The 22595-nt window shown below is 43.5% G+C and carries 18 protein-coding genes and 1 pseudogene; all 19 read right to left on the bottom strand.

The genetic code is table 11. The features are described from left to right. Positions 1 to 79: 79 nt before the first annotated feature. Positions 80 to 811, bottom strand: coding sequence for a CPBP family intramembrane glutamic endopeptidase (locus AB4X21_RS01180; protein WP_369088030.1), 732 nt, complete (start codon positions 809 to 811; stop codon positions 80 to 82). A 72-nt stretch (positions 812 to 883) separates the two neighbouring features. After that, complete coding sequence (locus tag AB4X21_RS01175; RefSeq protein WP_003004202.1) at positions 884 to 2077, bottom strand: acetate kinase; 1194 nt, start codon at positions 2075 to 2077, stop codon at positions 884 to 886. Positions 2078 to 2128: 51 nt separating this feature from the next. Continuing rightward, positions 2129 to 3082 carry a class I SAM-dependent methyltransferase gene (locus AB4X21_RS01170; protein ID WP_369088029.1) on the bottom strand — a complete coding sequence of 318 codons (954 nt, stop codon included), beginning with the start codon at positions 3080 to 3082 and terminating at the stop codon, positions 2129 to 2131. 30 nt (positions 3083 to 3112) lie between these two features. Then, positions 3113 to 3550 carry a competence type IV pilus minor pilin ComGG gene (comGG, locus tag AB4X21_RS01165; protein WP_369088028.1) on the bottom strand — a complete coding sequence of 146 codons (438 nt, stop codon included), beginning with the start codon at positions 3548 to 3550 and terminating at the stop codon, positions 3113 to 3115. Position 3551: 1 nt separating this feature from the next. After that, positions 3552 to 3989 carry a competence type IV pilus minor pilin ComGF gene (gene comGF, locus AB4X21_RS01160; protein WP_369088027.1) on the bottom strand — a complete coding sequence of 146 codons (438 nt, stop codon included), beginning with the start codon at positions 3987 to 3989 and terminating at the stop codon, positions 3552 to 3554. After that, entirely contained in the window at positions 3979 to 4266 is a 288-nt protein-coding gene (gene comGE / locus AB4X21_RS01155) for a competence type IV pilus minor pilin ComGE (protein ID WP_369088026.1), read from the bottom strand. Before comGE ends, comGF begins: the two co-directional genes overlap by 11 nt. After that, complete coding sequence (comGD, locus tag AB4X21_RS01150) at positions 4232 to 4636, bottom strand: competence type IV pilus minor pilin ComGD (RefSeq protein ID WP_003004513.1); 405 nt, start codon at positions 4634 to 4636, stop codon at positions 4232 to 4234. The genes comGE and comGD overlap by 35 nt, the downstream gene beginning before the upstream one ends. Continuing rightward, positions 4626 to 4943 carry a competence type IV pilus major pilin ComGC gene (comGC, locus tag AB4X21_RS01145; RefSeq protein WP_369088025.1) on the bottom strand — a complete coding sequence of 106 codons (318 nt, stop codon included), beginning with the start codon at positions 4941 to 4943 and terminating at the stop codon, positions 4626 to 4628. The genes comGD and comGC overlap by 11 nt, the downstream gene beginning before the upstream one ends. Next, positions 4940 to 5971 carry a competence type IV pilus assembly protein ComGB gene (comGB, locus tag AB4X21_RS01140; protein WP_369088354.1) on the bottom strand — a complete coding sequence of 344 codons (1032 nt, stop codon included), beginning with the start codon at positions 5969 to 5971 and terminating at the stop codon, positions 4940 to 4942. The genes comGC and comGB overlap by 4 nt, the downstream gene beginning before the upstream one ends. Beyond that, complete coding sequence (comGA, locus tag AB4X21_RS01135) at positions 5904 to 6845, bottom strand: competence type IV pilus ATPase ComGA (RefSeq protein ID WP_369088024.1); 942 nt, start codon at positions 6843 to 6845, stop codon at positions 5904 to 5906. The genes comGB and comGA overlap by 68 nt, the downstream gene beginning before the upstream one ends. A gap of 86 nt (positions 6846 to 6931) precedes the next feature. Further along, on the bottom strand, positions 6932 to 7321 hold the full coding sequence (locus AB4X21_RS01130) for a DUF1033 family protein (RefSeq protein ID WP_037607163.1): 390 nt from the start codon (positions 7319 to 7321) through the stop codon (positions 6932 to 6934). A gap of 221 nt (positions 7322 to 7542) precedes the next feature. After that, positions 7543 to 8646 (bottom strand): glycosyl hydrolase family 8, encoded by a 1104-nt coding sequence (locus tag AB4X21_RS01125; protein ID WP_369088023.1) that lies wholly within the window; start codon positions 8644 to 8646, stop codon positions 7543 to 7545. 8 nt (positions 8647 to 8654) lie between these two features. Then, positions 8655 to 9965 (bottom strand): glycosyltransferase, encoded by a 1311-nt coding sequence (locus AB4X21_RS01120; protein WP_003004511.1) that lies wholly within the window; start codon positions 9963 to 9965, stop codon positions 8655 to 8657. After that, positions 9958 to 10098, bottom strand: a complete 141-nt coding sequence (locus AB4X21_RS01115; RefSeq protein ID WP_003004308.1) for a hypothetical protein — start codon at positions 10096 to 10098, stop codon at positions 9958 to 9960. Before AB4X21_RS01115 ends, AB4X21_RS01120 begins: the two co-directional genes overlap by 8 nt. 9 nt (positions 10099 to 10107) lie before the next feature. Beyond that, positions 10108 to 10896, bottom strand: a complete 789-nt coding sequence (locus AB4X21_RS01110; protein WP_003004116.1) for a hypothetical protein — start codon at positions 10894 to 10896, stop codon at positions 10108 to 10110. Next, the gene (wecB, locus tag AB4X21_RS01105; protein WP_320910984.1) at positions 10897 to 12051 is read right to left on the bottom strand and encodes a non-hydrolyzing UDP-N-acetylglucosamine 2-epimerase; all 1155 of its coding nucleotides are present in this window, start codon (positions 12049 to 12051) and stop codon (positions 10897 to 10899) included. A 323-nt stretch (positions 12052 to 12374) separates the two neighbouring features. Further along, on the bottom strand, positions 12375 to 16028 hold the full coding sequence (gene rpoC / locus AB4X21_RS01100; RefSeq protein WP_369088022.1) for a DNA-directed RNA polymerase subunit beta': 3654 nt from the start codon (positions 16026 to 16028) through the stop codon (positions 12375 to 12377). A gap of 159 nt (positions 16029 to 16187) precedes the next feature. Further along, complete coding sequence (rpoB, locus tag AB4X21_RS01095; RefSeq protein ID WP_003004415.1) at positions 16188 to 19757, bottom strand: DNA-directed RNA polymerase subunit beta; 3570 nt, start codon at positions 19755 to 19757, stop codon at positions 16188 to 16190. 351 nt (positions 19758 to 20108) lie between these two features. Continuing rightward, positions 20109 to 22575: pseudogene (pbp1b, locus tag AB4X21_RS01090) on the bottom strand (penicillin-binding protein PBP1B). Positions 22576 to 22595 lie beyond the last annotated feature (20 nt).

Here is a 22595-nt window from a genome sequence, read left to right as displayed (position 1 = left end):
TCTCCATACAGATTGCTTATTTTTTCTGACCTTCTGTACGAAGATTCTGCATCAAAACTCATTGGTACCTACCATTTTATCATAATTTATCATGGAAGAAAACTCTCGATACCGGCAATAAACAAAGGAGGAATACAGCCGGATAATAATAAGCTAGCGCATTCAAGGTCATATGGAGACAGATGCTATACTCGATCCGCTTGTAGCGATAAGCCACCCAAGTTAAGATCAAGGACATGCCTCCGTAAGCTACCCATTCCCCTAGGGTACTCGGTCCATGTAAGTAAGTAAAAAAGAGAGCACCGGCTAGGTAACCGATCGGTTCTGCCCCTCGAAAGATCAAACGAGGGATGATGGCCCGACAGAGCAGCTCTTCTAGAATCGGAGCGACAAGGATCACGACCATGCCCATAGCAAGAAAAGGAGCATGAGAATGCAGTTCATTCAGAGCCGCTTGGTTTGCTGTCGTACCACCTGCCTCTTGTTTTAACAAGGGGTAGGCGAGCAGGTTATTAGCCATCAACAAGAGAAGAAAAAGAAAATTTCTCCCCAAAGCTGGCCAGGTTATGACCCGAACATCTAAGTTCTCCAGAGGGCTCTTTTTGATGACTATATAAAAAATAAAGAGCTCCGCCACTGTCACCAAGAGAGTGAGGATGGTGACCCACCTTGCATCCATTCCTTCTTGAAGGGAATAAACCATGGTGATGAGGGGAAATTGTGAGAGAAAGAATAAGGGCACAAAAAGCAGGAGCCAGAGGGCATTCTTACATAATGGGTGCTCTCGAACAAAAGACTGTATATTTTTCAATGGACAACCTCTTTCTTGTATAAAATAAGAAGGCTGGGGCTTTCGCCTCCAGCCTTCTCACTTTATTTCAGTTTACTGATTTTTGAAACGTTCAACGTCACGTGCAATCACCAACTCTTCATCAGTTGGAATAACCAATACCTTCACACGGGAATCATCTGTGGAAATATCTCCAACAACTCCAAAGACGTTCTTTTCAGGGTCGACCTTGCAGCCAAACCAGCTGATCCCATTGATAATAGAAGAACGAACGTTTACTGCATTTTCACCGATTCCTGCTGTAAAGATGATGGCATCTGCACCGTTCAAGACAGCCAAGTATTGACCGATGTATTTTTGCAAACGATCGATAAAGATATCGTAAGCCAATTTAGCTTTTTCGTCTCCATTCTGCATCGCTGTATGAATATCCCGCATGTCGCTAGAAGATTCAGAAACACCCAGAAGACCTGATTCACGATTAAGGATGCGGCTGATATCTTCAGGCTTACTGAAATCCTCTGTATGTTCCATCAAGTAAGGAATAATCGCTGGATCGAGATCCCCTGTACGGGTTCCCATCATGACTCCACCTAGAGGGGTGAAACCCATTGAAGTATCGACAGAGATTCCCTTGTCAACCGCTGTAACAGATACACCATTTCCAACGTGGCAGGTGATCAATTTCAATTCTTCTAATGGTTTTCCGAGAAGTTTAGCTGCTTCTCCAGCCACATACTGATGACTGGTCCCATGAGCACCGTACTTACGGACCTTATTTTCTGTGTAATATTTGGTTGGAAGAGGGTAACGATAAGCTTTTTCCGGCATGGTTGTATGGAAAGAAGTATCAAATACCACAACACTGGTAATATTTGGACAAATCTCTCTAAAGGCACGAATTCCAGCTGCATTTGCAGGATTATGAAGAGGTGCTAACAAAGACAATTCTTCTACTTTTCGAAGGACTTCGTCATCTACCAAGGCAGAATCCTTGAAGTATTCTCCACCAGCAACGACGCGGTGGCCCACACCTGTAATCTCATCGTAGGATTTGATAATATCAAAACGAATCAAATCATCCAACAAAATTTTTACAGCTTGTGTATGGTCCTGGATATCTAATACTTGTTTTTCAGAGCGTCCATCAAATTTAACAGTTGAAATAGAATCTTTCAAACCGATCCGTTCAATCAACCCTTTTGCAAGAACAGTTTCCTCTGGCATTTGGTACAATTGCCATTTCAAACTAGAGCTTCCTGCATTAATAGAAATTGTTTTCGACATATATTCACCTCATTAAGCGTTTTCACTTCCTCTATTATATCAGATCTTTGATCAAATTTCACTATCCTTTAACCAGTTTTGGAAACTTTCCATAAAGTGAACCACCTGATCTTGATCCTGGAGATCGGTAAACGGATAGACAAAGGGCTGAACAGACTCTTCTTCTTGTTTTCGTAGGACGAAAATCGTCTTAGCATAGGCTGGATTTGAAAAGAGAGATTCTGGCAAGGTCAACATGGCAAGAATTTGAGCCTTGTCTTTCAACCAAACTTTTAAAAGATCACTCTGAGGGCTCGTCAAGAGGTTATTGGGGGCTAAAAAGATAGCTACTCCTTGAGGTTTCAGGTATTTCAAAGCCTGTTCCATCATGAGGTGATGGGCATAGGTATGGCCTTCGGAGCTCGCTACCTGATAGCGCTGTGCAATCGCATCATCTGGATAGTAACCAATCGGAAGATCACTAACGATCAAGTCACTTTCTTTCAACACTTGCGGACGCACCGCATCTCCTTGTGCAAAGACAACGCTAGACTCCATCACATCTGCGATACTAGCAGATAAGTCAATCAAGAGATCATCCACTTCCAACCCTAAGTAATCGATCTTGAGACGACTATTATTGACAATGGTCTCAGCTAGATTTCCGGTCCCACTTCCCACTTCTAAGACATCCAGTTGGTCGCTTTTAGCCAACTGATCGATCAAAAATGTAATGATAAAACCAATCGCATCCGGTGTGAACTGGTGATTCGCTTGCAAAGGTTCTGTCTGAGCAGCTTTCATAAATAGAAATTGGTAGGCTCTGCGCCATTCTTCCTTACTTAAACCTAATTCTTTTAATTTTTGGCTATTATTTTTGACAATGTCTAGGTCTGTCTTGCCCTGCAAATACATGACATTTTGTTCAATCAAGGCGTCATAAAAGTTGGTCGACAATTCATTTTGAATACTTTGAGTGTTTTCCAATAGATAGGTATAGGCTTGTTCAATTTTTTCGAAATTCATGATTTCCTCCGCACCCTATCATACCAAAAATTAGTCTTTTTCGCTATTTTCTGCTGATTCCTTGGTCTCGTTTGGCGTCTCTTCAGAAGGCGTTTCGCTCCCTGCCTTCTCCTTATCTTTCTGTGTCTTCTTCTTTTCTTTTTGGCTCTTGCTACTTTCTTTTTCTTCCCTTACAGGAAGGACAAACGCATAGCTTTCGCCATCCATCTCAGCCTGGGCATGAAGAAAACCAGTATCCTGCTGTAGCTGAACAACTCCAGACTTTAAGTGAATCTCTGATGCCTTCTCGTCACTTTTTCCTTTTTCAAGAGCTAATTGCACCAAAGCATAGGCTCGAAGGCGATCTTGACTCGTCTTTAAGATCCGTCTCTCCGCAACCTGGCGGTGCAGGTAAAAGTGAAGTAAGAGACTAAAAATCGCTGCCATCAAGAGGGCGTAGAGCAAGATACCAGCCTTAACTTTTTTCATTTTACATCGCTGGTACCACATGGTAGACATACTCCCTTTCTAGACCATCTTCAAAATTCAACCGCAGATGAATCAACTCTCCCTCCTGCCAAATCTGACTAGAGTGAACCCCTGAAATCATAGGCTGATAGCCCCTGCCCTTATCATCTGTTTTTCGGATATCATCTCCTTTAGATTGACCAATGGCAATTGGTTTTTGATCCTGAACCAAGTAGATATGGTTGTTCTCCACTTTTTCAAAATGACTCCGGTCCAATTCCACCTGCAATTGTTGCTGAAAAAGTATCCATTCTTCCTGCTTTTGATGCGCCTGGTAGCCCAATTCAGCATGCAGAAGCTTGGTCAAGCCTTGAAAGACCAACACTCCCCCACTGAGCACCGAGAGAGCGACTAAGGCTTCGAGCAGGGTAAAAGCCTTGATCTTTCCGTTATTCCACATGCAGCACCACCTTTCCTTGATGATAGACTGTGAGTTGATCGGCATCTTTTTCGACTTGAACCTGAATACCATTGGCCTCCAGATGATTTTTCCCCGTCTGAAGCGCCATTTGAGCGACCGACAAGACTTCTACCTCTTTGAAATCCGCTAGTCGCTCCTTGCGCGAACGGCGGATCTCCCCTAACAATAAGGTCGTAATCATGGCAAATAAACCCAAGGCTACCAGAGATTCTAGGAGAATACTAGCGGGAACGGATGCTTTTTTTAATTTTCCCATTTCCAAGTGAAAGCTGATAAGTCACCACTCCTCTCTGTGTCTGAAAGTGAACATTGGCTAGCGAAGAATTGCCACCTGCTCGGTCCAATCGAATAGTTTTAGGATCTTGCAAAATGACAGAATCAGGAATCTCCACCGTCTGGTAGGGCGTTTGAATCTTCCTTGCAGTCACTTCAACATCCAATTCCGTTTGCCTTGCCAATGCTATCTTTTGGCTTTCTTGATAGAGATGTTCAAACTCTGCAAAAAATACTTTTTCTTCCACCTGCTGAAAGCTCGTCTTGATCGATCCCGATAAGCCCAGATAGATAAAACTGACGATCATCAAGGTCAGAAGAGTCTCCACCAAGGTGAAGGCCTTAATCTGCAACCGCACGAGTTTCTCCACTATTTTTTGCATGATAGGCACGGTAGGATTCTGCTTGTTTGTTGGTAATATTTCCATCCGCAATCAGTTTTGCTAGAGTGGCTTGATCATTGGTATGATTGAGCTCATACAATTCAGCCTGGCTTTCGACCACCTTCACAACCGCTGCATTTCCTGTCTCTTTCACGGAGTCTTTTTGCTTGGTCAAATTCGGCACAAAGAGCAATAAGAGCACACTGATGATCAATAAGACCACCAACATTTCAATAAGTGTAAAGGCTTTAACCTTATAGGTTTTTAATTTTTTCATAAATGAACCTCCATATTTTGATAAATCGGCGACAACATGGTCGCATAGAGTAACACAATCACAAGAGCCACAAAGATAAACACCAAGGGTTGTATCACATTCATGGCCTTGTGAACCCGACGAAAGAAATCTTCCCATGTTTTTTCAGCGTAGATCTCTAGTTCACTTCCAAGCTTTGATTTGACTTCACCATATTCAATCATAAGGGGCAATTCTTCTTTGAAAAAAGGATACCCCCCGACCGTCTCTGAAAAAGACTGGCCACGGTCTAAAGAAAGAGCTAAGTCCCTTCCAATTTCTTGAAAAAGCTGGGATTTTTGGTCCTGCATCATGGAAAAAATCTGAGACAACTCCAATCCTTGCCCAATCAGATTGCCCCATTCTCTAGCATAATAGGCTGTCAAATAAGCTTGAATCATGCCTTTTCCAAAAGGCAGATGAGACAAGGTTCTAAAAACGTTGATCTTGCCTGACTTTCGATAATAGAGAAAGCCGAGTAAGAAGAAGGTCACCAGTCCCGCTCCTAAGGCCAAAAAGAGTTGGGGGAAGGAACTGATCAATTGCGTCCCAATATTTTGAGCATCCATTTGAGGGAGCAAATAATTACGCAAGCCAAGCATAATCAGAACTAAAAATCCAAGTAAGATAAGAGGATAGGTGCTCACCTCAATCAGCTTTTTCTTGACCTTGCGCATGTTTTCTAGGTAAGCACTGATTTTCTCCAAGCTCAATGCAAGATTACCATGAAGCTCAGCGAGAGACAGCTGTGTCGTCACCGCATCTGAAAAACCGATCCCTGCCATCATCTCTGAAAAACTCCGCCCCCGAAAAAGGTCCTCTCGCATCTGGGAAACCAAACGACTCTCCACTAGGTGAGAGCGATCCAGAAAATCGACAACCTCAGACAGATGAAAACCACTCGAATAAAGATTTAAAAACAATTCAATGATTTGCTTTTGTTTAGCGGTAGATAATTTTTTCGGCTTGGGCCTGAGCCAGCTGGATATATCCCGATTGAGCCAAGAGATCCATTTGTTGGTTCCAGCGGCTGGCTGAGTGCTCTTGGTAGTTTTCCGTCGCAAAATCGATCACACCTCCTCCTGCAATTAATCGTTGGTAGCAAATACCTTGTAAAACTATCTTGAGCTCTTCCTCGCTCACTCCAAGTTCTAAGAGCCTCTCATAAACACCTCGAACGCTCTTGGCATGAATAGTAGAGAAGACGGTGACTCCTGTCAAACTAGCTCGTACGACTGCACGAGCTGTTTCCTTATCTCGGATTTCTCCAATAATGAGAAGGTCCGGCCGATGGCGCAAGGAGAGTTTGATCAGGTTGTCATAGGTCATGCCGATCTGGTCATTCAGCTGGAGCTGAAGCATATTCTCTTGCTTGATCTCGACAGGATCTTCAATGGACATGACTTGCTGGTCCGCAAAGCGCTCTTGCGCCAACGCATGCATGAGAGTGGTCTTTCCCGAGCCAACGGGACCCGCAAAAAGATAAAGCCCACGACCAGCCAATTTCTTCTGCAAGTCCGGCAACTGGTCAAACCAAAACTGCAATTCACGTTCCTCATCATGCAAGAGCCGAATGACCAAGCTTTCATAGCCACGATAATCCCCCACTGTCGACAAGCGAATCGAAACCACTCCATCCTCTAATGGGTAATCACACGATCCTAGCTGGTCGCGCCTTTTTTCTCCTACATTCATCCCTGCCGCAAATTTGAAGTGGCTAATAATAGCTGTCATGTCCTCAAAAGGGAAGGACTGTACAAAACGTCTCTCATCTCCCACCCTCATAAAAACCTGGTACTCCTCCTTCCGAGGAATGAAGTAAAGATCCTGAGCTTCTTCCTTTTTCCCCAGGCGGATCAATTTTTTTGCAATTTCTTGAACCATAGTTCCTCCTCTCACTTATACTATTCGAAAAAGAAGACAAAAAAGAAGACTTTCTAGATCGCTCTAAAAAATCTTCCGAATTTTTCTTATGACAGGGTCGTCCCCTTTTTTGAATCGATTGTATATTGACAAGAACGGTGTTTGCGACTGCCTTTTTCCTTTTCATAACCTGGACGGAGCTTGCTTTTAGGGATCTTATGCTCGTCTTCTAAGAGGACAATCGAGTGGAAAAACTGCACATCATCACTGCAGTCCTCACACCACTCTTGCTCTTTGGTATCCCAAAAGATTGTCATGAGATCACTCCGACTCTTATAACTTGGAAAGTGTGCATTCAACTCCAACCATTTCTGCTTGTAGTATTTCAAAGCCTGGTAATAGTCTTCAAACTTCCGACTACTCACGATATCTTCTTCCCAACCTTCTAAAAACCACCAGGGTTCACAGTCCCCGTACATTTCAATTACTCGATACATTAACTCTTCCATCCTTTGTATCCTCTATTATATAGAAAATCCTTTGAGAATAAAAGTTTTCTGCTCAGAGCATCATTTTTCAGGTAATTTTCAATTGATTTTTGCTATTTTTTTCAAAAATAGACTACTTGATTTCTCTTGGGTCCTTTTTTCGAGAATCAAAAAAAGAGCTTCCCAACAAAATGGCGAGCCATCTTGGGGAACTCTCTCTTCTCAAGTATTTAGAACAATTCAAGTGCAATCATAGTTGTCATGGTTGCATCGTAATAGTTGTTCAGAGGTAGATCTTGTGTAAAGATATACTTGTTCTGTTGAACCAATTTCAAATAGCCTTTTTCTTGTTCAGAGGCATAGACAATCGGTGCCAAAAAGCTTGCTGCCTGATGAATATTCAGGGCCTTCCCTTTCAAATCATAACCCGCATACAGGTTTCTTTGACTCTTGAAAAAGTTTAGCATCTTTTTCACCAATTTTTGACTGTCTGCGTCCTTGCTTTGAATAAGGTTGTATGGAAGACGACAAGCGTTATAAGAATAGGCACCATCATACTTGGATTCAATCGTCTTGGGATCCGCTACACGCGTTCCTTGCTCATCTACCCAGATGAAATCAGGTAGTAAACCTGTTTTTGTTTGGGAGCTAATCGTTTGGAGTTGCTGCAACATCTTTTCTTTGATAGCCAACCACTTCGAATCTTTTGTCACTTCATAAAAGATCTGGAATTGTGCTGGCAATGTATCAGACGTCCGCATCAAATGATAAAATTCCGAATCCTGATTGGCCCAATTTCCCACCGTTAATACACCGTTTTCTTCATTGTAATTGTATGAGAGAACATCTTCTAAAATCGCTTTTGCTTGTGCTTGGTAGTCTTTAGCTTGCTTTGGCCATTGCCGAGCAGCTTTTAGAAGAGCATAGGCAATGTAGAGATCACCATCTGTTGCGTTATGCCCCTCAACACTCGCCTCCCCATTGGCAATAGTTTGTTTCCAAGACATCAATTGGGTGCCTTCTAAGCGATGATTTAGATAATATTGATAGAGTCGGTCAAAGTCTGCTTGTTGGGCTTGTCCTTTTTCGGCAGCTGCGACAGTAATCAGCATTCCATAACTTTGTGCCTCGGATAAAACCACCGTTTGATTGCGATCATTGGTAGTTCGAACATAGGATTCTTTCCCTTTTGAAACAACAAAATGCTCATTCCACTGACGATAAATTCGATTTCGCATCTCCACTTTACTTCTCGTTCTCGCTAAAAACAAGGTCAAACAGAAAATGCAAAGGATGACTAGAAACCATACATATCTCATCTTTTTCGTATTCATAATTTCTCCTATCCTGCGAATCGTTTTGTTTTAACCCATTTGGTTTCTTTCCGGTGCAATAGTTTATCCATCACAATCGAAGAGATGGCATCAATTGACACAATGATAAACAGTTGAGAATAGGTGAAATAGGCAGCTAGGGCTAACCAAATTTGCTTGGTGGTTGCTTGACCAAATTGTGAGGCAAGAGCCACATTAATCTGAAGAAGATAAAGCCCAATCATCAAGACCCAATTGAAGAGCATCAACTGCGCAATATAGATATTTTCAGAATCAAAAGCAAACGGAATCTGAACACCTGGTACCACTGTATGGATACACATGGCCAGAATATTGGCAAAAAAGATCAAATCAGATAAGATGATCGCTGCATTAAACCAGAAGAAAACACAGGAATAGTTAGTCACTTCTAACTTCACGCGCCAATTTCCCTTACCAAATAAATGCTTGAAGTTAGAAAGAACCACTTCATAATTCCCTTTGGCCCAACGTTTCCGTTGCATATAATAACTCTTCAGAGTTTCCGGCTCTTGTTGGAAGGCTTCTGAATTATAGGCTAGCGCAATCAACTTCCCACTTTGCATAATCTTGAAGGAAATATCGGTATCTTCTGTTAAGGCACCATTTTTCCATCCTCCAATACTCTTGACAAACTCAGTTTGAATAATGAAATTGGTTCCTGGAATCCGTCCAATCTTGAAGAGATGCCACATGCCCACATGATGAACCCGTTGGGTGACAACAATCTCTTGGTTGATACAGCGGGTCAAGAAGTTTTGATTGGCATTCCGTGTTTTATTGCGACCGAAAGAAGCCACATGACGTTCTGGATCTTTGAGCACTTCTTTCACAAGGAAATAAAGAGCATTCTTTTCAGGCATGGCATCTGCATCATAGACGCAGATATAGTCTCCAGTCGCCATCGCCAAAGCGTCATTTAGCACACCGGCTTTCCCACCTGTCCCACTTCGATTGATAATGGTCAAATCACGTCCTGCATACTCTGGCAATGCTTTAACCGCTAAACACTCTTCATAGGTGCGATCGGAACAATTATCCGCAAAGAGCAGTAATTCTACACGATCATGTGGGTAGTTCATATCAAGGATCGCTTTGGCGGTTTGTGCAATAACCACATCTTCATTATGGGCGGGTACGACGATCGTCACTTTTGGATAATAAGGAAGCGGATCCGTATTGACACGAAAATCACTGTGTTTAAACCAAAAATGAACAGCTGAAAAGAGGATTACTAGGCCCCATGCTAAGGACAGCCAAATCGAAATCAAGGCAATAATCATCACAATTTGACTAATCATGGTCCACCGCCTTAAAGTTTTTATTGACACGGCGGTAAATCACCGTATAAGCTACAAATAATACAATAAAGCACAAGGCAAAAAATACACTAATGCCTACAGCTATATTAAAAAATATATTTGTAAGAGACATGTCTTCCTCCTAATATTCCACAATAATATCTGTTTCAAGTTGACGTTTTAAGTAACGAATCACTTCTTTATAGCGATAGTATTTAGTTCGATTGGATTGATCCACTACAAGAAATCCTGACTGAAATTGGATGCCCTGAATTCCATCTTCTCCTTGGAAAACCAGTCCTTCCAACTGCGGTTTTAAGACCGTCATATAATTGCTCTGCAGATCCTGCTCACTATTAGAAGATAAGATCAAAAAATTACCGTCTGATACATAATACAAGCTTTCATTTGGTTTCAGATGATGCGTTAACAAATAGTTGATTTGGTTCAAGGTCCGATTGTATTCCCTCGGTTGCAATTGGAAGAACAATTCCTCGTGCGACCAGTGAATGAGTAAGGCTTGAATCGTATCATTGGTTTGTCCGCTGTAAGAAGCGATGCGATTGCGGTAATCTGCGTAAGCTTCTGGCTCTTGATCCTTTACTTTTGCAATCTCTTTAAAGAGGTGATAACGAATTTGAATCAAGATTCCAATCAAGATCGGAAAACTAAAAAGTAAGAGTAAGGCTTGATGGAACGGGATATAGACAACACCCGCCACCAAAAAGACAATCCCTAGGGCAAATGACAAAAGGATGGTCCATGTCAACAATAAATCCGATAAAACAATGGCAGAAAATAATCCTAAAACAAAGAATAATCCTTCTTCAATCAGAATCTCTCTTGCAAAAAACAAGCAGTAAAGTAAAAGAAGTACTTCAAAAACAATCAAAATCAGCAACCATCTACTTAACTTTTCCGTTTTTTTCATTTATTCTTTCTCTCCCTCATGAAATTCTTCGGCAGCCTCCCCCTGGCCAAAGGAATGTTTAATGGCTTGTACGATTCGCTCAGAAGCTTTTCCATCCCCATAAGGATTTCGGGCATTTGCCATTTGAAGATACAGGCTTTCGTTGGTTAAGAGCTCTGTCATCGTCATTTTGACGACGGCAGGATCCGTTCCAACTAATTTCAAGGTCCCTGCTTTGACCCCTTCTGGGCGTTCCGTTGTATCGCGCAATACCAATACCGGTTTTCCTAATGATGGTGCCTCCTCTTGCACCCCACCTGAATCCGACATGATAAAGTAACTTCTAGAAGCTAAGTTGTGGAAGTCAAGCACATCTAAAGGTGCGATGAGGTGGATCCGATCATGATCTCCTAATAGATCGTTTGCCGCCTCTTGGACCGCTGGACTAAGATGCACTGGGTAAACCACTTCAATAGTCGGTTCTTGATCCACCATTTCTCTCAGAGCCCCAAAGACCGCTCGCATGGGTTGGCCTTGATTTTCTCTTCGATGCATGGTGACCAGGATGACTTTTTTAGCTGGATCCAATTGATCCAACACTTCGTGGTGATAGTCCTCTTGAACCGTGAGTTTCAGCGCATCAATGGCAGTATTTCCTGTCACCACAATAGAGGATTCCGGATGATTTTCTTTTAAGAGATTGGCCTTACTTTCACCCGTCGGCGCAAAATACAGATCCGCTAAATCATCCGTCATTTGACGATTCATCTCTTCTGGATATGGAGAATATTTATCAAAGGTTCTCAAACCAGCTTCGACGTGACCAATGCGGACTTGGTTGTAAAAGGCAACCAGACTTGCCGCAAAGGTGGTTGTCGTATCTCCATGGACGAGCACCATATCCGGCTTTTCTTTTTTGATAACTGGATCTAATTGATTCAGAATTTTAGAGGTAATGTCTAATAAGGTCTGGCTTTTCCCCATAATATCCAAATCGTAATCAGGTACGATGTTAAAGGTTTCTAAAACCTGGTCCAGCATTTGACGGTGCTGGGCAGTGACCACTGTGATGGTCTCAATAACCTCCTTTTGTTTTTGCAACTCCAACACCAAAGGGGCCATTTTAATGGCCTCCGGTCGCGTCCCAAACACAACCATAATTTTCAATTTTCCCATAAACTTCCCCCGTCGACATGCATGTAATTCGACATTTTTTTAATTTGTGTACATCTTTTTTCATTCTACCGCCAATGACTTGAATTGTCAAACCGATTTTGGGTTTTATAAAGAAATTACTAATAGTTAGTCATTTTATTATTTTGAAGTTTAGAATACATATCCATTTTATCACTAATTGTAAGCAAATAAGACATTACTTTTTACGGGCTAATATTTTTGGTAAAAAAATAATTCAATAATTATACAATTATTTTTCAAATAATAAATTTTTATAATTTTTTCAAAAAAAAGTCGGAACATGTAGTTCCGACTTTATTTTCTTATTCTTCTACGACTTCAGCTGTTTGAACTTCATCGACTGTTCCATCTGTTACTGGCACTTCTTCGATGATTTCAACTTCATTAATCGCTTGTGGTTCCAAGTTACGGTAACGAGCCATCCCTGTACCTGCAGGAATAATCTTACCGATGATAACATTTTCCTTAAGTCCAAGGAGATGGTCTTTCTTACCACGGATCGCTGCGTCAGTAAGAACACGAGTTGTTTCTTGGAAGGAAGCTGCAGACAAGAAACTATTGGTTTCAAGTGATGCTTTGGTAATTCCCATAAGGACTGGACGAGCAGTCGCAGGAACTCCACCAGAAATAAGGACATCCTTATTGGCATCTGTAAAGTCTGTAATGTCCATCAGAGTACCCATGAGAAGATCTGTGTCTCCTGGATCCATGACACGTACTTTACGGATCATTTGACGCACCATTACCTCGATGTGTTTATCGCCGATTTCTACCCCTTGGCTACGGTATACTTTTTGTACTTCCGCAAGAAGGTAAGTTTCAACCGACAAGACATCACGAACGGCAAGGAGACGTTTTGGTTGGATAGACCCTTCTGTCAGAGCTGCACCACGAGAGACTTGATCTCCCACTTCGACTTTCATGCGGGCAGTGTAAGGGACGACGTATTCACCCTCACCAGTTGCTCCACTAACAAAGACTTTCTTAGTGCGTGTAGAAGCATCTTCTTCGATGGCTGTGACTTCCCCTTTGACCTCAGTGATGACCGCTTCCCCTTTTGGATTGCGGGCTTCAAAGATTTCTTGGACACGAGGAAGACCTTGCGTGATATCGGTATTTGAGGCAACCCCACCCGTGTGGAAGGTACGCATTGTAAGCTGTGTACCAGGTTCCCCGATAGATTGGGCAGCGATGGTTCCGACTGCTTCACCAACTTCAACCGCATCACCAGTCGCCAAGTTGATACCATAACAGTGACGGCAGACACCATGGCGGGTGTTACATGTAAAGACAGAGCGGATAGTGACTTCTTCCACACCAGCATTGACAATTTCACGTGCTAGGTCTTCTGAAATCAAGGTATCTGGACCAACGATGACTTCACCTGTTTCAGGATGTTTAACAGATTTCTTGGTATAACGACCAGTCAAGCGTTCTTCGAGTGGCTCGATCATTTCTTTGCCATCAGTAATAGCACGGATCACAAGTCCACGGTCTGTTCCACAGTCATCTTCACGAATAATAACGTCTTGGGCAACGTCAACCAAACGACGAGTCAAGTAACCTGAGTCTGCGGTCTTCAAAGCCGTATCGGTCATCCCTTTACGGGCACCGTGAGTTGAGAAGAACATTTCGAGTACTGACAAACCTTCGCGGAAGTTTGAAAGGATTGGCAATTCCATGATCCGTCCGTTTGGAGCGGCCATCAAACCACGCATACCGGCAAGTTGCGAGAAGTTTGAGATGTTACCACGGGCTCCAGAGTCCATCATCATAACGATTGGGTTCTTCGGATCTTGGTTATCTACCAAGCGTTTTTCCAATTTCTCACGGGCTGCACGCCATTCAGCTGTAACGGCATTGTAGCGTTCGTCATCTGTGATCAAACCACGACGGAATTGTTTCGTGATTTGTTCCACACGTTTGTGAGATTCTTCAATGATCTCTGCCTTATCTTCAACGACCGGAATATCGGCAATCCCCACTGTCAAACCAGCAAGGGTTGAGTGATGGTAACCCAAGTCTTTCAAGCGGTCCAAGAAAGCAGAAGTTTCAGTTGTACGGAAGCGTTTGAAGATTTCTGCGATGATGTTTCCAAGGTTTTTCTTCTTGAATGGAACATTTAATTCCAATTTCTCAATCGCCGCTTTGACATCTTGACCAGGCTCCAAGAAATACTTAGCTGGAACACCTTCTGTCAAGTTGGCATTATTTGGCTCTTGAAGATATGGAAGTTCTGCAGGCATGATATCGTTAAAGAGGATCTTACCAACAGTTGTCAAGAGAATCTTGTGTTGTTGCGCTTCTGTCCATGGTTTGTTCAAGCTATCCGTCGCAATTCCGACACGAGTATGCAAGTGAACATAGCCATTGCGAAGAGCCATGACCGCTTCATCACGGTCTTTGAAGACCATGCCTTCGCCTTCACGACCAGCTTCTTCCATAGTGAGGTAGTAGTTCCCCAATACCATATCCTGAGATGGGGTAACGACTGGCTTCCCGTCTTTTGGATTCAAGATGTGCTCAGCAGCCAGCATCAAGATACGAGCTTCTGCTTGGGCTTCTTCTGATAATGGGACGTGGATGGCCATTTGGTCACCGTCAAAGTCGGCATTGTAGGCTTCACAGACAAGTGGGTGCAAGCGAAGGGCTTTCCCGTCAATCAAGACAGGTTCAAAGGCTTGGATCCCCAAACGGTGAAGGGTCGGTGCGCGGTTCAAGAGAACTGGGTGTTCTTTGATGACTTCTTCTAAGATATCCCAGATGCGTTCATCTCCACGTTCGACCAAGCGTTTTGCAGCTTTAACGTTTTGTACGATATCGCGCGCAACGATTTCGCGCATCACGAATGGTTTAAAGAGCTCGATGGCCATTTCACGTGGCACACCACATTGGTACATCTTAAGAGTTGGACCAACGGCGATAACGGAACGTCCTGAGAAGTCCACCCGTTTACCGAGCAAGTTTTGACGGAAGCGTCCTTGTTTCCCTTTGAGCATATGGCTCAATGATTTCAGTGGACGGCTACCTGGTCCTGTGATCGGACGACCACGACGCCCGTTATCGATCAAAGCATCAACGGCTTCTTGGAGCATCCGTTTTTCGTTTTGCACGATGATACCAGGGGCATTCAATTCCAACAAACGAGCCAAACGGTTGTTCCGGTTAATAACCCGACGATAAAGATCGTTCAAGTCAGAGGCAGCAAAACGGCCACCATCCAATTGGACCATCGGACGAAGATCTGGTGGAATAACGGGAAGGATGTTGAGGACCATCCATTCTGGCTTGTTGCCAGATTTGTAGAAGGCATCCAAGACATCCAAACGACGAACTGCTTTCACACGTTTTTGACCAGTTGCAGTCTTCAATTCTTCTTTCAAGAGAGTAATTTCAGCTTCCAAATCCACTTGTTTCAAGAGGTCCTGGATCGCTTCTGCACCCATCTTAGCTACAAAGGAGCCTGGTCCGTATTCACGCAAGCGTTCACGGTATTCGCGTTCCGTCATAATGGATTTGTGCTCAAGTGGAGTATCTTTTGGATCGATCACCACGTAAGCTGCGAAGTAGATGACTTCTTCAAGGGCACGAGGGCTCATATCCAAAGTCAATCCCATACGAGAAGGGATTCCTTTGAAGTACCAGATGTGTGATACAGGTGCTTTCAACTCGATGTGCCCCATGCGTTCGCGACGAACTTTTGCACGTGTTACTTCAACCCCACAGCGGTCACAAACGATCCCTTTGTAACGGATCCGTTTGTATTTCCCACACGCACATTCCCAGTCTTTTGTAGGTCCAAAGATGACTTCATCAAAGAGACCTTCACGTTCTGGTTTCAATGTACGGTAGTTGATTGTTTCAGGTTTCTTGACCTCTCCATAAGACCATGAACGGACCTTGCTTGGAGAAGCTAGGGTGATTTGCATACTTTTAAAACGATTTACATCAACCACTATTTCTTACCTTTCCTTGTTTTCATACTTGTTTCATTTGGATACAGCTTAGGTGGGGGAAGAAAGGAAACTTTCTTGCCACCTCCTTGTGTCTGTATCTTGTTATCGAATCATCCTGTCAGAAACATTGGTTTCTCACAGGACAATCATTTTTACTGATTATTTTTCTGATTCTTCAGCATCAAAGGCTGCTTTTGCTTCCTTTGCTGCTTTTTCACGTGCTTTTTCAAGGTCATCCACATGAATCACATCATCGTCTTCCCCTTCATCAAGGTCACGAAGTTCCACTTCTTGATCATCTTCGTCCAAGACACGCATGTCAAGACCAAGTGATTGCAATTCTTTGACAAGAACGCGGAAGGATTCTGGTACACCTGGTTTTGGAATTGGTTTACCTTTGGTAATCGCTTCATAAGCTTTCAAACGTCCGTTGACATCATCTGACTTGTAAGTCAAGATTTCTTGAAGGACATTTGACGCACCATAAGCCTCAAGGGCCCACACTTCCATTTCCCCAAAACGTTGTCCACCAAACTGAGCTTTCCCTCCGAGTGGTTGTTGGGTAACCATTGAGTATGGTCCGACTGAACGGGCATGGAGTTTATCATCAACCATGTGGTGAAGCTTGATCATGTACATGACACCGACAGAGACACGGTTGTCAAACGGCTCACCTGTACGTCCATCGTAAAGAATGGTCTTGGCATCACTATCCATACCAGCTTCTTTCACAGTATCCCAGAGATCTTCTGAGCTTGCTCCATCAAAGACTGGTGTTGCGATGTGAATACCCAAGTTACGAGCTGCCATACCAAGGTGAAGTTCCATAACCTGACCGATATTCATACGTGATGGCACCCCAAGAGGGTTCAACATGATATCAACCGGTGTACCGTCTGGAAGGTAAGGCATATCTTCAACTGGAACAATACGAGACACAACCCCTTTGTTTCCGTGACGACCGGCCATCTTATCTCCGACGCGGATCTTCCGTTTTTGTGCGATGTAAACACGAACTAACATGTTGACACCAGATTGCAATTCATCTCCATTTGCACGGGTAAAGATCTTAACATCGCGAACGACCCCATCTCCACCGTGAGGTACACGGAGTGATGTATCACGCACTTCACGAGATTTATCTCCAAAGATAGCGTGAAGGAGACGTTCTTCAGCAGAAAGGTCTTTTTCACCCTTCGGTGTTACCTTACCGACAAGGATATCGCCTTCTTTTACTTCCGCACCAATACGGATAATACCTGTTTCATCCAAGTCACGAAGAGCATCTTCCCCAACGTTTGGAATTTCACGGGTAATTTCTTCAGGTCCTAACTTGGTATCGCGTGTTTCTGATTCGAATTCTTCCAAATGAACAGATGTGTAGACATCGTCTTTCACCAAGCGTTCGCTCATGATAACGGCATCCTCGAAGTTGTACCCTTCCCATGTCATGTAGGCAACGATTGGGTTTTGTCCAAGCGCCATTTCACCTTTTTCCATAGAAGGGCCATCAGCGATAAAGTCACCTTTTTCAACAACATCGCCAACTTTTACAAGAGTACGTTGGTTGTATGCCGTACCTGAGTTTGAACGACGGAATTTTTGGATATGGTAAACATCAAGAGATCCATCTTCCCGACGAACTTCTACCTTGTCCGCATCTGCATAAGTAACTTTACCATCGTATTGAGCGATAACAGCCGCTCCAGAGTCATGTGCTGCTTGGTATTCCATACCAGTACCCACATAAGGGGCTTTGGGATCAATCAATGGCACAGCCTGACGTTGCATGTTCGCACCCATGAGGGCACGGTTGGAGTCATCGTTTTCCAAGAAAGGAATACATGCAGTCGCAACGGCAACTACCTGTTTTGGAGAAACATCCATATAATCAACACTTGATGCTGGATATTCTTGGTTAACCCCTTGGTGGCGTCCCATGACAACTTTTTCTGCGAAAGTTCCATCGGCGTTTAATTTTGAGTTAGCTTGCGCAACTGTGTATTCATCTTCTTCATCGGCTGTCAACCAAACGATTTCGTTAGTTACTTTACCAGTTGCACGGTCTACCTTACGGTATGGTGTTTGAATGAAGCCATATTTGTTCAAATGTCCATATGAAGACAAGTTGTTGATCAAACCGATGTTTGGTCCTTCAGGTGTTTCGATTGGACACATACGACCATAGTGGGTATAGTGCACGTCGCGCACTTCATATCCGGCACGGTCACGTGTCAAACCACCAGGCCCTAAGGCAGACAAACGACGTTTGTGTGACAACTCAGAAAGTGGGTTGTGTTGGTCCATGAACTGTGACAATTGGGAAGATCCAAAGAATTCTTTAATCGCTGCAGTTACTGGACGAATGTTGATGATTTGTTGTGGTGTCAAGGCATCATTATCTTGTACAGACATCCGTTCGCGAACGTTTCGCTCCATCCGTGAAAGTCCAAGACGCACTTGGTTGGCAAGCAATTCACCAACAGCACGAATCCGACGGTTTCCAAGGTGGTCGATATCATCTACACGGCCAAGACCTTCTGCAAGGTTCAAGAAATAGCTCATCTCTGCCAAGATATCAGCAGGTGTGATGATGCGCACTTTGTCAGATGGGTTAGCATTTCCGATGATGGTGACAACGCGGTCTGGATCTGTCGGAGCGACAACTTTGAATTTTTGCAATTCTACTGGCTCTGTCAAAACAGCAGCATCATTTGGAATGTAGGTGATTTTGTTCAAACCGTTATCCAATTGTTCTGAGATGCTGTCAATCACATCGCGCGTCATCACTGTGCCAGCTTCTACAAGAATTTCCCCTGTTTCAGCATCCACCAATGGTTCTGCGATTGTTTGATTCAACAAGCGGTTCTTGATATTGAGTTTCTTGTTGATCTTGTAGCGACCAACTGGTGCCAAATCATAACGACGTGGATCAAAGAAACGGGCTACCAACAAGCTACGTGAGCTTTCCGCTGTTTTTGGTTCACCTGGACGAAGACGCTCGTAGATTTCTTTGAGGGCTTCATCTGTCCGTGAGTCCATTGGGTTTTTGTGGATATCTTTTTCGATGGTATTGCGAACCAATTCGCTGTCCCCAAAGATATCAATGATTTCATCATCTCCTGAAAATCCAAGAGCACGCACAAGCGTTGTAAATGGAATTTTACGTGTGCGGTCGATGCGGGTGTAGGCAATGTCTTTTGAGTCGGTTTCAAGTTCTAACCAAGCCCCACGGTTAGGGATAACAGTTGATCCATAACCAACCTTACCATTCTTGTCCACCTTATCATTGAAGTAGACACCTGGTGAACGGACTAACTGAGAAACGATAATCCGTTCTCCACCATTGATGATGAAGGTCCCCATTTCAGTCATGATTGGGAAATCACCAAAGAAAACTTCTTGGGTCTTGATTTCACCTGTTTCTTTGTTAACCAAACGGAAGGTCACAAAGATTGGTGCTGAGTAGCTGGCATCGTGGATGCGCGCTTCTTCAAGCGAATACTTGGGTTCGCGGATTTCATAACCCACAAATTCCAATTCCATTGTATCCGTGAAGTTTGAGATCGGAAGCACATCTTCAAAGACTTCCTTCAAGCCATGATTCAAGAAATCTTTGAATGAATCTGTCTGGATTTCAATCAAGTTTGGTAAATCAAGAACCTCTTTGATTCTTGAAAAACTACGACGGGTCCGATGTTTCCCGTATTGAACGTCATGTCCTGCCAAAGTTTTTAGCTCCTTTTTCCATACTAGGATAGCTTGGTAGCATCACTCCTACCACCTATCCGGTTTTAACTACAATTGTGTGATTTGCATCACGTGAAGAGTTGTCTCTTCATCTCATTCGTCGCTTTTTGCAATTTTTAGAAAAATTAAATTTGTGTAACAAACTACAAGTTTCTTAAAAAATAGGCACAAAAAGAGCAGCTAAATCGACTTATTCAAGTAAGATTTAACTGCTGTAAGCTCTTATTTGGACAATATTTCAAATAAAGCACACGACAAATTAGTTGTCACTATTATATCGTTTTTTCCTTCAAAAATCAAGACTTTCACTAGGTTTTCTACCAGATAATACTAGCGCCGATTGTCACGATTTGAGCTGTTTCGATTTGAGCTATTTCGATTTGAGCTATTGTTTGATGAACTATTTGTTGTTGAATTGTTCTTATTATTCGACTGATTCCCACTGGTATTGCCCAGCATCGCAAGCACTTTGATAATCGCTATCCGATCCTCCGATTGCAAAACGATATTGAGTAGTTGGAGCTCCGTTTTTAGCCCAAAGGCTCGTCACCATTTGACCGCTCACATCGATATCCCGGCCATTGACATTGACGCGACCTGGTCTTTCACCAGTCGCTTTGAGCACTTCAGAACGGATCACACTCTTATCGAGAGTGAATTTATCCTGAATCCCAAAGAGACTTGGATCTGCTTGGTAGATCGCATTCGCCAACTGCGCCATGTATTGAGCATTGTTGTTGTAGCCGGTCAAGGTCTGCATGGAAGCATTGTTGTCATGGCCGATCCAACCTCCTAAAGAAACATTTGGTGTGGATAACATCAACCACATATCCCCATTTGAGTTGGTCGTACCGGTTTTTCCAATCCAGTCAGCACCCGCCAGTGTTGGATTGATTTGGCTAATCCGTGACTTAAAGGTCGTTGTAGCACCCGACGTAATAACCCCTCGCAAGAGATCCTGCATAATCGTTGCCGTTGCTGGAGAGTAGACACGAACAGGATCTGCCTCGTGCTTGTAAACCACATCTCCATCTCGATCAATAATTTGCTCTACCATGTAGCGTTTGAGGTAGTCCCCATTGTTAGCAATGGTTTGGAAACCATTGGTATGTTGGGCAACGGTGACCTCAATTCCTCCGCCCATCGGCAGACTCTCAATGCCATATTCAGGAATATCATAGCCCATTTTCTTCATGTAGGATGGGACATCGACACCCTTTTCGCGAAGAGTTCGGTAAGTCCAGTAAGCTGGAATATTCCACGAGGTATTGAGGGCCTCACGGAGATCCATCATCGCTGTCCCTCGGCTATCCACGTGCATGATTGGCTCACCACTTGAGAAATTAGTTGGGTAGTTAGAAAGGATGCTATTGCTTCCCATCAAGCCTTGGTCGATCGCAATCCCATAAGCCAACAGTGGCTTAATAGTAGATCCTGGTGAACGCTCTGTATCAAAGGCATGGTTGTTTTGGTTACCATCAAAATTACGTCCGCCGATAAAGCCTAAAACGGCACCTGTTCGGTTGTCCATAAGGACATTCCCAACTTCTACAAGTCCCGTTCCATCATCCAAGACGCTTCCAAAATTCGCTACTGCGGCCTGCATCGCATTGTGAACTGGTTTGTTTATAGTGGTTTGGATGGTGTAGCCACCCTCGCGCAACTCACTCTCAGCTAATTCTTGATAAGCCTTGACGGTTTCATTGTTTTTTAGGTCTTGCTTGGTTACATTGTCTCGCTTGATCAAGTAGTCATACATGGCCTCTTTAGCTTCTGCCATGGCTTGGAAGTAGAGGTAGTCATGCGGTGTTTTCTCGATACCATCTGGATCGATGAAGTCTTTGGTTAAGTCGTACTGAGCATAGGTTTCATAGTCTTTTTCCGACAAGACTCCCGTCCGGTACATGTTGAACAAGACATCTTTAGCACGCGCCAAACCTAACTCTAGGTTTTCCTTGCTCTTTAGGCTACCATCAGCAGCATAAGGGGAGTAGACAATCGGACTTTGTGGCAAGCCAGCGATAAAGGCCGCTTGTGGAACGGACAAGTCTTTCGCAGAGACGCCAAAAATCCCCTGAGCTGCGGCTTCCACACCTGCAATATTTTGTCCCCGATTGTTTCGTCCAAAAGGCGAGACGTTTAAGTAGGTAGTTAGGATTTCATTTTTATCCATCCCCCGCTCTAAAGCCAAGGCATCGACAATCTCTGTCGCCTTACGAGTAAAGGTTGGAGCATCTCCCACGACTTGCTGTTTGATCAACTGCTGGGTCAGGGTTGATCCCCCACTAGAGGAACCCACACCGGCTACAGATCCAAGCGTCGCCCGAAGAACAGCCTTGGGCACAACCCCCTTGTGGCTTTCAAAATTCTCATCCTCAGTAGCGATCACAGCCTTTTTGACATTATCAGAAATGGCATCTCCAGCTACCGGCGTGCGGATCAGATCACTGTCTACTTCTGCAATCAAGCTCTTATCGGAATAGGTTAGTTTTGAAACACTGCTGACATTGCGAACCTGCTGGACCAATTCTTCTGTCTTTGGAACCTTAACATTGCTAAAGAGGCTCGCTGCATAACCAATCCCGATCCCTGCGCCAAATAAAAAGAGGCAAACGAACAGGGCGATCATCACATCCCACAAGAGTTTGAGGGTTCTCAAAAAGGTCGCAAAAACATCACCGACAGACCAGTTACTTTCCTCATTTTTTTCCTTATTCGGAGTTTCTGTATACATATTTTCAAAGAATTTTTGAACCTTCTTCCAAAATTCTTGCAACTTCTCTTTTAATTGATTCACTGATTCTTTCTCCTTGTTCC

Origin of the sequence: Streptococcus sp. CP1998, assembly GCF_041026655.1 — a bacterium.
GTDB lineage: Bacteria > Bacillota > Bacilli > Lactobacillales > Streptococcaceae > Streptococcus > Streptococcus dentalis.
The sequence above is the reverse complement of the archived record's forward strand: the minus strand, read 5'-3'. Positions and strand labels throughout refer to the sequence as shown.

Excerpts from the sequence above, each read along its gene's own strand:
- AB4X21_RS01175 (WP_003004202.1), bottom strand. The coding sequence starts at position 2,077 with ATGTCGAAAACAATTTCTATTAATGCAGGAAGCTCTAGTTTGAAATGG.
- AB4X21_RS01170 (WP_369088029.1), bottom strand. The coding sequence starts at position 3,082 with ATGAATTTCGAAAAAATTGAACAAGCCTATACCTATCTATTGGAAAAC.
- comGG (WP_369088028.1), bottom strand. The coding sequence starts at position 3,550 with ATGAAAAAAGTTAAGGCTGGTATCTTGCTCTACGCCCTCTTGATGGCA.
- comGF (WP_369088027.1), bottom strand. The coding sequence starts at position 3,989 with ATGTGGAATAACGGAAAGATCAAGGCTTTTACCCTGCTCGAAGCCTTA.
- comGE (WP_369088026.1), bottom strand. The coding sequence starts at position 4,266 with ATGGGAAAATTAAAAAAAGCATCCGTTCCCGCTAGTATTCTCCTAGAA.
- comGC (WP_369088025.1), bottom strand. The coding sequence starts at position 4,943 with ATGAAAAAATTAAAAACCTATAAGGTTAAAGCCTTTACACTTATTGAA.
- comGA (WP_369088024.1), bottom strand. The coding sequence starts at position 6,845 with ATGGTTCAAGAAATTGCAAAAAAATTGATCCGCCTGGGGAAAAAGGAA.
- AB4X21_RS01130 (WP_037607163.1), bottom strand. The coding sequence starts at position 7,321 with ATGTATCGAGTAATTGAAATGTACGGGGACTGTGAACCCTGGTGGTTT.
- AB4X21_RS01125 (WP_369088023.1), bottom strand. The coding sequence starts at position 8,646 with ATGAATACGAAAAAGATGAGATATGTATGGTTTCTAGTCATCCTTTGC.
- AB4X21_RS01120 (WP_003004511.1), bottom strand. The coding sequence starts at position 9,965 with ATGATTAGTCAAATTGTGATGATTATTGCCTTGATTTCGATTTGGCTG.
- AB4X21_RS01115 (WP_003004308.1), bottom strand. The coding sequence starts at position 10,098 with ATGTCTCTTACAAATATATTTTTTAATATAGCTGTAGGCATTAGTGTA.
- AB4X21_RS01110 (WP_003004116.1), bottom strand. The coding sequence starts at position 10,896 with ATGAAAAAAACGGAAAAGTTAAGTAGATGGTTGCTGATTTTGATTGTT.
- wecB (WP_320910984.1), bottom strand. The coding sequence starts at position 12,051 with ATGGGAAAATTGAAAATTATGGTTGTGTTTGGGACGCGACCGGAGGCC.